General features: G+C 61.0%; 15 protein-coding genes. 9 read left to right on the top strand and 6 right to left on the bottom strand.

Annotation, left to right across the window (positions count from 1 at the left end):
• Position 1 precedes the first annotated feature (1 nt).
• Both ACQKEK_RS17535 and ACQKEK_RS17530 read left to right on the top strand, forming a co-directional pair.
• Positions 2–847, top strand: a complete 846-nt coding sequence (locus ACQKEK_RS17535; RefSeq protein ID WP_499167661.1) for a methyl-accepting chemotaxis protein — start codon at positions 2–4, stop codon at positions 845–847.
• Positions 848–1,035: 188 nt separating this feature from the next.
• Entirely contained in the window at positions 1,036–1,383 is a 348-nt protein-coding gene (locus tag ACQKEK_RS17530; protein ID WP_127839734.1) for a cupin domain-containing protein, read from the top strand.
• Positions 1,384–1,594: 211 nt separating this feature from the next.
• Here the strand turns inward: ACQKEK_RS17530 and katG are convergent, their stop codons facing one another.
• On the bottom strand, positions 1,595–3,826 hold the full coding sequence (gene katG / locus ACQKEK_RS17525; RefSeq protein WP_499143891.1) for a catalase/peroxidase HPI: 2,232 nt from the start codon (positions 3,824–3,826) through the stop codon (positions 1,595–1,597).
• A gap of 317 nt (positions 3,827–4,143) precedes the next feature.
• Here katG and ACQKEK_RS17520 point away from each other — a divergent pair, with 317 nt between their 5' ends.
• Positions 4,144–4,839, top strand: a complete 696-nt coding sequence (locus tag ACQKEK_RS17520) for a GNAT family N-acetyltransferase (protein WP_499143892.1) — start codon at positions 4,144–4,146, stop codon at positions 4,837–4,839.
• Between the two features lie 26 nt (positions 4,840–4,865).
• Here the strand turns inward: ACQKEK_RS17520 and ACQKEK_RS17515 are convergent, their stop codons facing one another.
• Positions 4,866–5,609 carry a class I SAM-dependent DNA methyltransferase gene (locus ACQKEK_RS17515; protein ID WP_499143893.1) on the bottom strand — a complete coding sequence of 248 codons (744 nt, stop codon included), beginning with the start codon at positions 5,607–5,609 and terminating at the stop codon, positions 4,866–4,868.
• A 181-nt stretch (positions 5,610–5,790) separates the two neighbouring features.
• A complete protein-coding gene (locus tag ACQKEK_RS17510) occupies positions 5,791–6,423 on the bottom strand; it encodes a TetR/AcrR family transcriptional regulator (RefSeq protein WP_046162367.1) in 633 nt (210 codons plus the stop codon).
• A gap of 73 nt (positions 6,424–6,496) precedes the next feature.
• Here ACQKEK_RS17510 and ACQKEK_RS17505 point away from each other — a divergent pair, with 73 nt between their 5' ends.
• A complete protein-coding gene (locus ACQKEK_RS17505) occupies positions 6,497–7,600 on the top strand; it encodes a DUF2855 family protein (RefSeq protein ID WP_499143894.1) in 1,104 nt (367 codons plus the stop codon).
• Between the two features lie 109 nt (positions 7,601–7,709).
• Complete coding sequence (locus tag ACQKEK_RS17500; protein ID WP_499143895.1) at positions 7,710–8,096, top strand: ester cyclase; 387 nt, start codon at positions 7,710–7,712, stop codon at positions 8,094–8,096.
• Positions 8,097–8,191: 95 nt separating this feature from the next.
• Here the strand turns inward: ACQKEK_RS17500 and ACQKEK_RS17495 are convergent, their stop codons facing one another.
• Together ACQKEK_RS17495 and ACQKEK_RS17490 are read right to left on the bottom strand one after the other, a co-directional pair.
• Complete coding sequence (locus tag ACQKEK_RS17495; protein ID WP_499167658.1) at positions 8,192–8,968, bottom strand: type IV pili methyl-accepting chemotaxis transducer N-terminal domain-containing protein; 777 nt, start codon at positions 8,966–8,968, stop codon at positions 8,192–8,194.
• Between the two features lie 250 nt (positions 8,969–9,218).
• Complete coding sequence (locus ACQKEK_RS17490) at positions 9,219–9,602, bottom strand: winged helix-turn-helix transcriptional regulator (protein WP_128119034.1); 384 nt, start codon at positions 9,600–9,602, stop codon at positions 9,219–9,221.
• Between the two features lie 88 nt (positions 9,603–9,690).
• Between ACQKEK_RS17490 and ACQKEK_RS17485 the strand changes: the two genes are divergently transcribed.
• The 4 genes from ACQKEK_RS17485 to ACQKEK_RS17470 all read left to right on the top strand — a co-directional run bounded on the left by ACQKEK_RS17485 (position 9,691) and on the right by ACQKEK_RS17470 (position 12,486).
• Positions 9,691–10,752 carry an SDR family oxidoreductase gene (locus ACQKEK_RS17485; protein WP_499143897.1) on the top strand — a complete coding sequence of 354 codons (1,062 nt, stop codon included), beginning with the start codon at positions 9,691–9,693 and terminating at the stop codon, positions 10,750–10,752.
• Positions 10,753–10,830: 78 nt separating this feature from the next.
• A complete protein-coding gene (locus ACQKEK_RS17480; RefSeq protein WP_128119033.1) occupies positions 10,831–11,319 on the top strand; it encodes an RNA methyltransferase in 489 nt (162 codons plus the stop codon).
• 198 nt (positions 11,320–11,517) lie between these two features.
• Positions 11,518–11,823 carry a cupin domain-containing protein gene (locus ACQKEK_RS17475; RefSeq protein ID WP_499143898.1) on the top strand — a complete coding sequence of 102 codons (306 nt, stop codon included), beginning with the start codon at positions 11,518–11,520 and terminating at the stop codon, positions 11,821–11,823.
• A 384-nt stretch (positions 11,824–12,207) separates the two neighbouring features.
• Positions 12,208–12,486 carry a hypothetical protein gene (locus ACQKEK_RS17470; RefSeq protein WP_499143899.1) on the top strand — a complete coding sequence of 93 codons (279 nt, stop codon included), beginning with the start codon at positions 12,208–12,210 and terminating at the stop codon, positions 12,484–12,486.
• Between the two features lie 32 nt (positions 12,487–12,518).
• Here the strand turns inward: ACQKEK_RS17470 and ACQKEK_RS17465 are convergent, their stop codons facing one another.
• Entirely contained in the window at positions 12,519–12,647 is a 129-nt protein-coding gene (locus tag ACQKEK_RS17465; protein ID WP_256449906.1) for a hypothetical protein, read from the bottom strand.
• Positions 12,648–12,792: the final 145 nt, after the last annotated feature.

The following is a 12,792-nucleotide window of genomic DNA, read 5'->3' as shown; positions in this document are numbered from 1 at the left end:
GATGATCACCGTCATCAAGGACAACGCGGTGAGCATCGACAGCGTTTCAAGCCAGACCAACGAGCGCACCACCGCCATGTCGGAGAGCTTGCAGCGCCAGTCGAGCGCGGTGGAGCAGATCGTCACCGCCGTCACCGAGATGGCCTCGGCGGCCAACGAGGTGGCACACAACTGTGTCAAGACGGCGGAAGTCTCCGCGCAGGGTCTGGACGCGACGCGCAATGGCAAGGAAGTGATCGCTCGCAGTACCGCAGGGGTGAACGATCTTGGCGCCAGCATTCAGAGTTCGAGCAAGGTGATTCGAGAACTCGAGCGCGAAACGGTGAGCATCAACACCATCCTGTCGAGCATCCAGCAGATCGCCGAACAGACCAACCTGCTGGCGCTCAACGCGGCCATCGAAGCGGCACGTGCCGGCGAACAGGGACGCGGCTTCGCCGTGGTGGCCGATGAGGTGCGCAATCTGGCCAGGCGCACCCAGGATTCAACCGGCGAGATCAACAAGATCCTCAACCTGCTGGTCAGCCGCATCAGCGAGGTGACCGCGAGCATGGATCGCAGCCTGACCGAATCGAGCAAAGCCATCGAGCTGTCCGGTGAGGTCATGGGAGCGTTCGAAGAGATCGAGAATGCCGTCCAGATGATCCGTGACATGACCACCCAGGTCGCCACTGCCACCGAGGAACAGCATCTGGTTACCGAGGACATCAACCGCAACGTGGTGGCCATCAGCGACGCGGTTGCCCAGGTGTCGAGCCAGGCCTCGGAAGTCGAAAGCTACTCCCAGGAGCAGCGGCAACTCAGCAGCGCACTCCGGCAGCTGGTCGGGCGCTTCCGCACGCAGTAACGCTTGAAGTGGCCAGCCCTTCGGGGCTGCCCCGCTCGGCTGTGACAGGGTTACGCGTTGGCAGAAGACGACCGCGTGCCCAACGACGCTCCTTGCGCTGATGGGCATCCCGGCGTCGACCCCAGACAACCGGCAAAGGCAGCGGCGCCCTATGGTAAGCGCCCGATCACGTCTTACCCGGAGCGCCCATGGCCAACCCACCGATCACCGTACTGCGCGATACCCAGCCCATGCCTGTCGTCGATGCCTGCAAATGGGAGCGAATCGAAGGCGAGCCGCACACCGTCAACCTCAATGCCTACACCTCCGATGATGGCAGCAAGATCATGGGGACTTGGATCTGCACGCCCGGCAAATGGCGCGTGGAATACGTCAAATGGGAGTACTGCCACTTCCAGGAAGGCTACTGCATCATCACGCCCGACGGCTTGGCGCCCATCCACCTCAAGGCGGGTGACATCTTCGTGGTGGAACCCGGCATGACCGGCACCTGGGAAGTCGTAGAGACCGTCCGCAAGTACTTCGTGTTTGCCTGAATGACCGTGCGCAGGACGCGCATCGGCTCGTGCTACGGCAGCGCCGGCCGAACAGCTGAGCCGTCCGCCAGCTGCGCGATGGGCGGGCCAGGACTGGACCGCCGGAAGGATCAAACGGAGCCGCTCGCCGCGGGCAACCGCTATGGCCGCCCGCTCTGCGTCGCGGTGCATGACAGCATCGGCGGCGCCTCGAAGGCGCCGCCTTATTGCCTTACGCTGAGAGCTTCTGGCTGAAATTATCGGCAGGTTTGCCGATATCGAGCCGGTCCGCGTTCATCACCTTGTCCCAGGCTTTGACGAAGTCCTGCACGAACTTCTCGTTGCCGTCTGCCATGCCGTAAACCTCGGCCTGCGCACGCAGCTCCGATTGCGCGCCGAAGATCAGGTCCACACGGGTGGCGGTCCAGGTGGGCTGACGGGTCTTGCGGTCGAGCCCCTGATAGCGGTTCTTGTGCTCGGTCGCGACCCACTCGTTCTGCATGCTCAGCAGGTTGACGAAGAAGTCGTTGGACAAGGTGCCCACGCGCTTGGTGAAGACGCCGTCCTGGCCGCCGTCCGCGTTGGTGCCCAGCACCCGCATACCACCAACCAGCACAGTCATTTCCGGCGCGCTGAGGCGAAGCAGGTGCGCCTTGTCGACCAGCGCTTCCTCGGGCGCCATGAAATGCGACTCGTGGTAGTAGTTGCGGAAGCCATCGGCGACCGGGCGTAGTGCTTCGAAGGATTGCGCATCGGTCCACTCTTCCGAGGCATCCATCCGACCCGGTGTAAACGGCACGGTGACGTTCACACCGCCATCCTGAGCCGCTTTTTCGATCGCGGCGCAGCCGGCCAGCACGATCAGGTCGGCCATGGAGACCTTCTTGCCACCGGTTGCCGACGCGTTGAACTCGGTCTGGACCTCGGTCAGTTTTTCCAGCACACGAGCCAGCAGGGCCGGGTTGTTGGTTTCCCAATCCTTCTGCGGTGCGAAGCGGATACGCGCGCCATTGGCGCCGCCGCGCTTGTCCGAGCCGCGATAGGTTGATGCCGATGCCCAGGCCACCGACACCAGCTCGGACACGGAAAAGCCCAATCCCAGAATCTTCTGCTTCAGCGCAGCGATATCGGCGTCATCGATCAGAGGATGGTCACACTCGGGAATCGGGTCCTGCCAGATCTGCGTTTCCTGCGGCACCAGCGGGCCGAGGTAGCGGCCAATAGGCCCCATATCGCGGTGGGTCAGCTTGAACCAGGCCTTGGCGAACGCATCGGCGAACTCCTCCGGGTTCTCCAGGAAGTGCCGCGAGATCGGTTCGTAGATCGGATCGAAGCGCAGTGCCAGGTCAGAGGTGAGCATGGTCGGCTTGCGTTTCTTGTTAGGGTCGAACGGGTCCGGCATGACCTCCGGTGCATCTTTCGCGACCCACTGGTGCGCGCCGGCCGGGCTCTTGGTCAGCTCCCATTCGAAGTTGAACAGGTTTTCGAAGAAGTAGTTGGACCACTGGGTCGGCGTCTGGCTCCAGATGACTTCGAGGCCGGAGGTGATGGCGTCTGCGCCCGCTCCGGTCTGGAACCGACTGCGCCAGCCCAGGCCCTGATCTTCGATCACAGCGCCTTCCGGGTCCGGGCCCAGCAGCGAGGGGTCGCCAGCACCGTGGGTCTTGCCGAAGGTGTGACCGCCAGCGATCAGTGCCACGGTTTCGTAGTCGTTCATCGCCATGCGGGCGAAGGTTTCACGAATGTCGATCGCCGAGGCTTTCGGGTCCGGGTTGCCGTTCGGGCCTTCCGGGTTCACGTAGATCAAGCCCATCTGTACGGCGCCGAGGCCGGGATGCAACTGGCGTTCGCCGCTGTAGCGCTCGTCGCCCAGCCAGGTGCCTTCAGGCCCCCAGAAGAGTTCTTCAGGCTCCCAGGTGTCGGCACGGCCACCAGCGAAGCCAAAGGTTTTGAAGCCCATGGATTCCAGCGCCACGTTACCGGTGAGCACGTAGAGGTCGGCCCAGGAGAGGTTGCGCCCGTATTTCTGCTTGATCGGCCACAGCAGGCGCCGAGCCTTGTCCAGCGATGCGTTGTCCGGCCAGCTGTTGAGCGGGGCGAAACGCTGCTGGCCACCGCCAGCGCCGCCGCGGCCATCGGTGATCCGGTAGGTACCGGCGCTATGCCAGGCGAGCCGGATGAACAGGCCGCCGTAATGCCCGAAATCAGCAGGCCACCAGTCCTGAGAGTCAGTCATCAGGGCATGCAGATCGGCGATCACCGCGTCGAGATCGAGCGATCTAAACGCGGCCGCGTAGTCGAAATCGCCGCCATAAGGATTGGAGCGCGGCGAGTGCTGGTTGAGTGAATTGAGGCTCAGTGCCTCGGGCCACCAGTCTTTATTGCTCGGGCGTTTGCGTGGCGCACCAGCGCCGTGGCCGAACGGGCAGCCACCACCAGTGTTTTCTCCAGTTTCAGCGTTCATATTTTCTGCTCCTTAGGGTTATCGTTGACGCGTTGACGCGCCGCTGAAAAGAACTTAGCAAACAGTCCCAGGCAGCCTGAACGACATAATTAACGGATGTTTGTCGTCATAATCTTTAAAAAGCTTTAAAAATGCTGCCATCAAGCGGCTTTATAGCGCGCCGCGGCATGCAAAGCGGTGAACAGCATATTTGCCTATCGCCACGATAGGTTTGCCCTCTATGTCACTGCGGGTAAGTGGGAATCCTTCTTCTGCGTCGTCGTTCACGTGTGACGCCCGGTACAATTCGGCGTTCCACCCCGTCCGGAGCCAAGCCCATGTTCACCCTCGCCCACCTGGATACCCCACCGCCGGAATCGATGGAGAGCCAGCTGCTTCAGATGGTGGTGGACTATCTCAGCGACGTCAGCCCGGTTTCGCTTCCATCAAGCAACCCGCTGTATCAGCTGTATCAATACGTGGTGGGCTTCGAGGTGCATCGCTATCTGGACAGCATGGACGGCGCGCAGAACGGCAAGCCCGAACTGATCATGGCGCTGGACGCCGAAGACCCGGCGCGTCTGCTCGGTTTTGCGCTCTATCTGCCTTACGTGGACGACCCAGAGGCCAGTGCGCTGCTCTATCTGGCGGTGCAGTCCAGCCTTCGCCGACAGGGCATCGGGCGGGCCATGGTCGAGGCGATGCTGGCGCGCTATCCGCATGCAGAAGTGGCGTGCGTGGCGAGCAAGGTGCCGTACTTTCAATCGCTGGGCTTTCAGCCGTTGGCGGCCCGTGGCCCTCAGGTCGTCATGAACACCCGGAGCCAGGCGTCCAGCGGTCTGGTGGCGGTGCAGGACCTGGTGCCCATTTTCCAGTCAGAGGAAGTTCGCCAGATTCATAACTATCTGGTCAAACAACACGGCGCCGAAGCCATGAGCGACGCGGAGAAAAGCCGCGATCAATTACTCGATGAGCTAGCTCAACAGGCGATTCATCTGACGCAGACGTCTTCGACGGCCAATCGCCTGCATTGATTGCCGGCCCAGCGCAGCCATACGCCTCATAACTTCACACAGGCAAAGATCGCGTTGCCGGACGTCCCGTTCCAGGGAAGGATCTTTTCGTAATCGTGCTCCAGCACATGCACGTCGAAGTATGGCTGCAGCAGCTCGCTCAGCTCGGCGAAACTCACCGCCACCATGCGGTGCTCGTCGTGCCATGTCTGGCTTTGCCCTGCGGTCGTCCTTTCGATCCGCAGTTTCAACAGCTGTTGCTCGCCCGCCCCGGCGTAGTGCCAACCCGAGCTGAAGCTGAACAACCCATCGGGATGGTTCGCGTCGTGCGCTACGAATGACGCGTTGTCGATGGTGTGTTTGTCGACGGCGTTGAAGCAAAACAGCCCACCGGTTGCCAATGCACCGTGCACGCTGGCGATGCAGGCTTGCAATCGTGCGATTTCGGCACTGTAGTGAATTGAATACAAGAAGCAGGTGATCAGATCGACCGGCTGGCCCACGGTGAAATCACACATGTCCTGCCGGGAGAAGCGAGCGTCCGGACAGCGAAGAGCCGCCCTGTCCAGCATCGGCTGATTGATGTCGAGCCCACTGCTCTGATAGCCAGCATCAAGAAAGTGCCGTACATGCGGACCTGTGCCACAGGCGAGATCCAGGTGTCGGTTGCCGCCGTTACCGAACAGCTTCTGCAGACGATGAACACAGTGGCTTTGCGCGCGGTAGTCGATATCGGCGCACATGAGGTCGTAGTAACCCGACAAGTCGGTATAGATAGCGGTGCCGGGCATGATGGCCTGAGATGCGAGGGCTCGATGGGGCGCGCATATTATCCCGGCCGACTGGAAATCGCCTGGCAATTACACATGAGCTGGCACGGCGGCCTCCCCGCCCTCCCGCTGGCCAGCGCACCCCGTTTGGCTCCCCCTTCAGCGGATCAGCTGAGCAAAACGATAGGTCTATCGATAGCGTTCAGACCGGGGCGACCGGCCCCGCTAGCCTGTCCAGGCATAGCTGTTCCATGCAGCGGGCCCAATCGCTCATCCGATCCGCTTCAAGCTGCACCAGCATCGCGTAGCGGCGTCCGCCCCACACCGAAAGATGAAGCGCTTCCAGGGTTGCAGCTGACGGGCGCGCCGGCAGATCGGTCGCCGCGTCGATGACGCGTTGCCAGGCGCCCAATAGATCCTCATAGACCCGGCGCTGGTGCTTGGGCTCAGCCACCAGCGTTTCCAGTTCGAGCATGTCCGGGTGGAACCAGGGTAGCTGAGGTTCGGCCCCGGCCAAGGTGCGCACCAGGCGCCGGATGCGCTCGGGCCAGGCAAGGGCGACCGGCGCTACGGCTTGCGCCTCGATGGACTCCAGCAACTGCTCGACGCAATAGCGCACGTAGCCTGAGTGCAGCGCGTGTTTGCTGGGGAAATAGTCGTACAGGGTGCCGATGGCCACACCGGCTTCCAGGGCGACCGCCCGGGTCGTCAATCGAGACCAGCCGTCGCGCTGCCATATCCGAACATAGCTGTCGAAAATCGCCTGAACGGTGACCTTGGCGCGCTGCTGAGTGGGCCGTTTGAGCGGCTTGGCGCTTGGCAAGCGTGTGTTCATGAAATCCGAACCCGGCGGAGAAACGAAAGGGCTACAGTCAATGCCGTCCATTTACGAACCCAAGGTGCCATCGATGAGCGTCATCCGCCAGTTGCAGAACAACAAGAAAAACATGGAGCAGACTCGCCTTCAGACCCAGGCGATGCCTGAGCTGAAACCCGGCGAAGCCCTGCTGCGCATCAGCCGACTGGCGCTGACGACGAACAATGTCACTTACGCCGCATTCGGCGAAACCCCTCACCTGCGCTACTGGGACTTCTTCCCGACGGGCGATGCCGAGTGGTTTCACATGCCTGCCTGGGGGTTCGCCGAGGTCGTGGAAAGCACCGTCGACGGCCTGGCGAAGGGCGAGCGCTTCTATGGCTTCTGGCCGATCGCCAGCCATCTGGTCATGCAACCGGTGCGGGTCTCCGAGCGCGGATTCTACGATGGTGCCGAGCATCGACTTGAACTCACATCAGCCTACAACCAGTACCAGCGCATCAGCAGCGATGACGCCTATCGCGCCGAGAGCGAGAACTACCAGATGTTGTTGCGCCCGCTGTTCATCACCTCGTTCATGCTGGCCGACTTTCTCGATGACAACGCCTTCTTCGGTGCGCGCCAGATCCTGGTCTCCAGTGCCTCAAGCAAGACGGCGTACGGGACTGCGTTCTGCCTGCAGGACAATCCAGCGGTACAGCTGATCGGCCTCACCTCCCCGGGCAATATCGATTTCGTACAACGCCTGGGCTGCTACCGCCAAGCGCTCGGCTACGACCAGCTCGCATCGCTGGACCCGAGCGTGCCCACGCTGTATGTGGACTTCTCGGGTAGCGCCAGCCTTCGCCAGCAGATCCATGGACATTTCAAAGACGCTCTGGTGTACGACTGCTACGCCGGGTCTGCCCAAAGTCATGAATACAGCAAACGTGACCAGACGTTGGCCGGACCGCAACCACAGCCCTATTTCGCGCCTTACCAGATTAAGAAACGCAACGCCGACTGGGGGCCAGCCGAGGTGACACGCCGCTTCAACGAAGCGCAGCTGGCCTTTATCGTTCGGGTGAGCGATGCGCAGCAGCCCTGGATGCAGGTGAACGAGCACGCCGGCCTTGAAGCGGCACAAACGCTGGCCGAGTCCTTGATCAAAGGCGATATCAATCCATTGGAAGGCCACGCCGTGGTCCTCGACTGACCCGCTAACACTGCCGTTATAGCGTGCCAGCCGAACGTATTGAGCGTGCGGCTGGCGTCTATTGCGCAAGTCGCTAGCCTGACTACCAGACTGACGCTGAGGAGCAATGATGACTGGCGACCAGATCACCGATTGCTACCAAGGCTACATCGCCTGCTTGAACAGCCAGAACTGGCCGGAGCTGGGTCACTTCGTCCATGACGAGGTGCATTACAACGGCAAATCCGTGGGGCTGGACGGCTATCGCCGGATGCTTGAAGAGGACTTCCGAGCGATTCCCGATTTGCAGTTCAACATCGGCCTGTCAATCGCCGAACCACCCCATTTGGCAGCGCAGCTGCGGTTCGATTGCACTCCCATAGCGGACTTATTCGGCTTTGCAGTAAATGGAAAACGGGTGGCCTTCACCGAAAACGTGTTCTACGCATTCAGCGAGGGAAAGATCCGGAACGTTTGGTCCGTGATCGACAAGGCCGCTGTTGGCGACCAACTCTGATCGAGTGGGCCATCAGGATTCGCTGCGACTGACCGACTGGGCCGGTGCTGGCGAATCCCGGCGCACCTGGTTTTCAAGCGCGCCGAGAGTGGGGGCTACAGGCGGTTGTCGTGCAGCCCGGCGTAGAGGCGGGTCATTTCGTTGAGCTGACGGAACATCGATTCGGCATTCACCGCCACGATGGTGGGCACGAACTGCTTGGAGGTGAACGCCTTGCTCGCGAACCTCCAGCGTGCGTCGGTCTTGCGTAGGGCTTCGGCGATTTCTGCGTTGGGCGCATCGGCTGTCTGCAGCTCGGCCATGATGACGCCAAACTCTTCAACCGAAGCTGCAAACTCCTTTTCCAGATCCGGATCCTGCACGCCCCAGGCACGGGCCATGTAGAACATGGCGGTGCGCTGGGTCAGCACACGGTTCCAGCCACTGCGGTTGATCGAATGCGACGCGGCATCGCCATTGTGTTGCTCGAACAGATCGGTGACTTGTTGGGTCTGGCGAACCAGCTCTTCGGCCTTCGCCAGTACGAGCGGAGCCTGGGCCTTGTCCGGCGTACTGGCCGCCAGAGCGCGGTAATCAGCCCAGGTGCGTTCCACGTCGTTCAACGCAATGCGAATGGCGTCACTCGGCGCAGCCGCCTTGAGCTGGGCATGGTGATCTTCGAACAAGGCCAGGCTTGCGGCACGTTGTTTGGTGGCTTCGTCCACTTTCACGCCGGCGCCGATCATGAGGTAATCCTTGGCGACGATCTGCCCCAGGCTGCGCTGCAGACCGGCCATGTTCATGATTTCCAAAGGCGCCATATCCGCCCAGCACGTCGCACTCAGCAGGCTGCAACCCAACAGCAGCGCGCGCAGAGATGTCTTGATCAACACGGTAAATCCTTTCTGGTTTTGAATATGAGCACAGGCCGCTTACACGGTCAGCGCCTGAGCCCGCCGCAAACAATCGCGTGCATGCGCCGCTCAGCGCGCCATTGGATTCGCCCTACCTTTCTCGAACCTTGCAGGGCGCGAAATCGGCAGTGTTGGATGTTGAAAGTGTGAAGCGATGCACCATAAAACAGCGGTGCCCTGGTGCCTGTAGAAAGGCAAACGCTGGCGGCAACGCATCAGCTGTTCGGCTTCAGCCCCGCCTACGCGACGTGCTTCTCGGCTGCAGCTGATCCAGCGCGCTGGAGTTTTGCCTCGCCCAGTCGTAGATCATTTCGATAGGTTGGACCATCAGTCTGCCGAGCGGTGAGAGCGCGTAGCTCACCGCTGGCGGGACGGAGTCGAGCGTGTGGCGTTCGATCAAGCCGCTGGTCTCCAGCTCTCGCAGCGTTTGCACCAGCATCTTTTTGGAGATTCCCGGCAAGCTGCGATGCAGCGCACCGCTACGCGCCACGCCGTCGTGGCGGGCATGCAGGGTGTGCAGAATCATGCTGGTCCACTTGGTCGAGAAGATCTCGAGCACACGTCTTGGGGCGCAATCTTCGCGCCATTGTTCTTCGTCAGAGCCGGGTTGCATGGGGGCTGGTTACCATTTGGTGCCGACTTGGATCGGCATTTTCGAGTGAGTAAGGTGCAGGCCTGTTTCGCTTTGTGGGGTTCTGAACATGACAAATCAAGCACTGGTGGTCGGCTCGAGTGGGATCGTTGGCAGCGCGGTGTCTCGCCTGTTGGCCAAGGAAGGTTGGTCCGTTGCCGGCCTGGCACGGCGGCCGAGCGAGGAATCCGGGGTTACTCCGATCAGCGCAGACCTGCTGGACCCGACGGCCCTGTCTTCAGCGCTGACCGACGTTTCGCCCAGTCATCTCTTTCTGACCACCTGGGCGCGCCAAGCCAGCGAAGCGGAGAATATCCGCGTCAATGCACTGATGATTCGCAATGTGCTCGAAGCCGTTCGAACTTCAGGCTCGGTTCGCCATGTGGCGCTGGTTACCGGCCTTAAACATTACCTCGGCCCATTCGAAGCCTACGGCAAGGGCACGCTGCCGCAGACGCCGTTTCGTGAGGAACAAGGGCGGCTCGACGTCGAGAATTTCTACTACGCTCAGGAAGACGAGGTATTTGCCGCGGCCGAACGCGATGGCTTCAGCTGGAGCGTTCACCGCCCCCACACCGTCACCGGAATCGCAGTCGGCAACGCGATGAACATGGCAACGACGCTGGCCGTGTACGCCTCGATCTGCCGTCAGACCGGTCGGGCTTTCCGCTTTCCGGGCTCGGAAGTGCAGTGGAACAGCCTGACCGACATGACCGATGCGGGCCAGCTGGCCCGGCATCTGCATTGGGCTTCGACCACACCGGCCGCCGCCAACCAGGCCTTCAACATCGTCAACGGTGACGTGTTCCGCTGGAAGTGGATGTGGTCGCGCATTGCCGAGTGGTTCGGCATCGAGGCGGCGCCTTTCGACGGTCAACCCGCCCCGCTGGAGCAGCAGATGGCAAACGATGCCGAGGTCTGGGCAAAGATGGCCAAGCAGTTCGGTTTGGCTGAAGCGGATATCGGCAAGCTCATCTCGCCATGGCACACCGACGCAGACCTGGGTCGGCCTATCGAGGTGGTGACAGACATGTCGAAGAGCCGAAAGCTCGGGTTTCTGGACTATCAGGCAAGTGACGACGCGTTCTTCGACGTGTTCACCAAGCTGCGCGCCAGCAAACTCATTCCCTGATCGGAGCCGGGTATTCCGGCCCCACCGACCATTGGGCTGTCCCGTATACTCGCGCGTTTTCCGCGCGAGTCTTTTCCAGTGAGCAACAAACGTTACGCCTGCATCGGCCTGAGCAATCCGAAGTCGCCTTCCAATGTCGGCGCAATCATGCGGGCGGCGGGCTGCTATGGCGCGGCTTCGGTGTTCTACACCGGGACTCGTTATGACCGCGCCAGGGATTTCGTCACCGACACCAAGAAAGTCCATCAGGACATTCCGCTGATCAACATCGATGACCTGCGCAAGATCCTGCCTCTCGGCTGCGTGCCGGTCGCTGTGGAGTTAGTCGAAGGTGCTCGCGCCCTCCCCGAGTACACCCATCCGGATCGCGCGCTGTACATCTTCGGTGCCGAGGATGGCTCGCTGAGCAAAGAGATCCGCGACTGGTGCGAAGACGTGGTCTACATCCCCACCAACGGCTGCATGAATTTGGCGGCGACGGTCAACGTGGTGCTCTACGACCGCCTGTCCAAGGGCAACAACACCCGCTCGGGCCCTGGATTTGGAGCGGCGCGTAAACCGTGCTGAACCGCACACCTTCATCATCTGGGCGACTCGCTGCACGGATGTAATCGCTTGAAAGAACGCCAATGTGCATGCGGCTTACAGCGCAGATGAGCAGCAAGGTGTCGACCCCAGACAATTGGCCAGCGTAGCCCGCTAGTAACGTGAGCGGCCCATACCCTGGCCAACGCACCAATCACCGTACTGGGCGACACTCAGCCGATGCCTGTCGTCGACCCCTGCAAGTGGGAACGTATCGCAGGCGACCCGCATACCGTCAACCTCAACGCCTACACCTCCGATGATGGCAGCAAGATCATGGGCACCTGGATCTGCACGCCCGGTAAGTGGCGCGTGGACTACCTCAAATGGGAGTACTGCCACTTCCAGGAAGGCTACTGCATCATCACCCCGGACGGCATGGAACCCATCCACCTCAAGGCTGAAGATATCTTCGCGGTAGAGCCCGGCATGACAGGCACCTGGGAAGTCGTGGAAACCGTTCGCAAGTACTTCGTGTTCGCCTGACGGCCCCGCCCCTCGACCATTCCCACACGCAGCGTGGGAATCTGATCGCTGGCAGTACTGCATTTTTCCTTTCGATCACGGGGCCGTATTCGTGTCGTTGCGGCGATGGGCTGGTCCTTCGCAACGCCTTCGAAGAACCCCTAACCCAACGCTGCAGCAAGGCCGTATCACCGCAGGACTAGTGCGCCGCGGTATCAGGCAATTCGCGCTAAACAGCACCCATACCGATACAACAACGCATCGATGCTTAATCCTGGCCGTAACATCCATCATTCGGGCGATTGATGGATGTTACGGCCCCCCTATACAGTCGCCTCTGCCTGCCAAGGACAGAACGACGCTTATACAAGCTCGATGGCTGCGGGTTCTTTTTGAGGATTGGACATGTCTGTTGGGCTTAAGCAGGTGCAGAACGATGCAGGCAGCCAACCGGAGCGAACCGATTACCCAATTCCAGCTGGAGTCCAGGGTTGGGGCGCACTCTTGGCAAACGCTCGGCGCGTCCCGCTGACAATGCTGGCATTGTTGCTGCTGTTAACGGTTGCCGGCATGACAGCTGAGGTGTCCAGTAAGCAAGAACAGGCGGCGATAGCCAAACCCGCCGGGGCCATGCCCGTGCTGCTGATGATGACGGAGAGGCCGGCCGGTCGCGCCACCCGTTGACGAACTAACCTGGGCACACGGCTACGGCTGCATCAAGCTGGCTTCATCATTATCACGATGAAGCCCACCACGATACCCGCCACGGCGATTGCCCAGCCGATCCGATGCGCACGGTTCTTTTCTGCTTGCCGAACAGGGTCTACTGGCTTTTTCTTTCTCACGATCTACCTGCTTTTGAAAAAAACACGACTGCTGACTAGCACGTTGCGCTACCGAGCTTGAGGCGCGTCTTTTTAGGCTGGGCCGATCGAATTGTCCAGTACGCTGCTTGGCGAAGGGCCCTCTGCGACCAATGGAACAGGTGCC

The organism is Pseudomonas sp. NPDC077408 (assembly GCF_050269105.1).
Classification (GTDB): Bacteria; Pseudomonadota; Gammaproteobacteria; order Pseudomonadales; family Pseudomonadaceae; genus Stutzerimonas.
This window is presented reverse-complemented; position numbering and strand designations above follow the sequence as displayed.

Bases quoted from the DNA above. Each gene is read 5' to 3' on its own strand.
- ACQKEK_RS17510 (WP_046162367.1), bottom strand. From the start codon at position 6,423: ATGAACACACGCTTGCCAAGCGCCAAGCCGCTCAAACGGCCCACTCAG.
- ACQKEK_RS17535 (WP_499167661.1), top strand. From the start codon at position 2: ATGATCACCGTCATCAAGGACAACGCGGTGAGCATCGACAGCGTTTCA.
- ACQKEK_RS17500 (WP_499143895.1), top strand. From the start codon at position 7,710: ATGACTGGCGACCAGATCACCGATTGCTACCAAGGCTACATCGCCTGC.
- ACQKEK_RS17470 (WP_499143899.1), top strand. From the start codon at position 12,208: ATGTCTGTTGGGCTTAAGCAGGTGCAGAACGATGCAGGCAGCCAACCG.
- ACQKEK_RS17490 (WP_128119034.1), bottom strand. From the start codon at position 9,602: ATGCAACCCGGCTCTGACGAAGAACAATGGCGCGAAGATTGCGCCCCA.
- ACQKEK_RS17515 (WP_499143893.1), bottom strand. From the start codon at position 5,609: ATGCCCGGCACCGCTATCTATACCGACTTGTCGGGTTACTACGACCTC.
- ACQKEK_RS17520 (WP_499143892.1), top strand. From the start codon at position 4,144: ATGTTCACCCTCGCCCACCTGGATACCCCACCGCCGGAATCGATGGAG.
- ACQKEK_RS17485 (WP_499143897.1), top strand. From the start codon at position 9,691: ATGACAAATCAAGCACTGGTGGTCGGCTCGAGTGGGATCGTTGGCAGC.
- ACQKEK_RS17505 (WP_499143894.1), top strand. From the start codon at position 6,497: ATGAGCGTCATCCGCCAGTTGCAGAACAACAAGAAAAACATGGAGCAG.
- ACQKEK_RS17475 (WP_499143898.1), top strand. From the start codon at position 11,518: ATGCCTGTCGTCGACCCCTGCAAGTGGGAACGTATCGCAGGCGACCCG.
- ACQKEK_RS17530 (WP_127839734.1), top strand. From the start codon at position 1,036: ATGGCCAACCCACCGATCACCGTACTGCGCGATACCCAGCCCATGCCT.
- katG (WP_499143891.1), bottom strand. From the start codon at position 3,826: ATGAACGCTGAAACTGGAGAAAACACTGGTGGTGGCTGCCCGTTCGGC.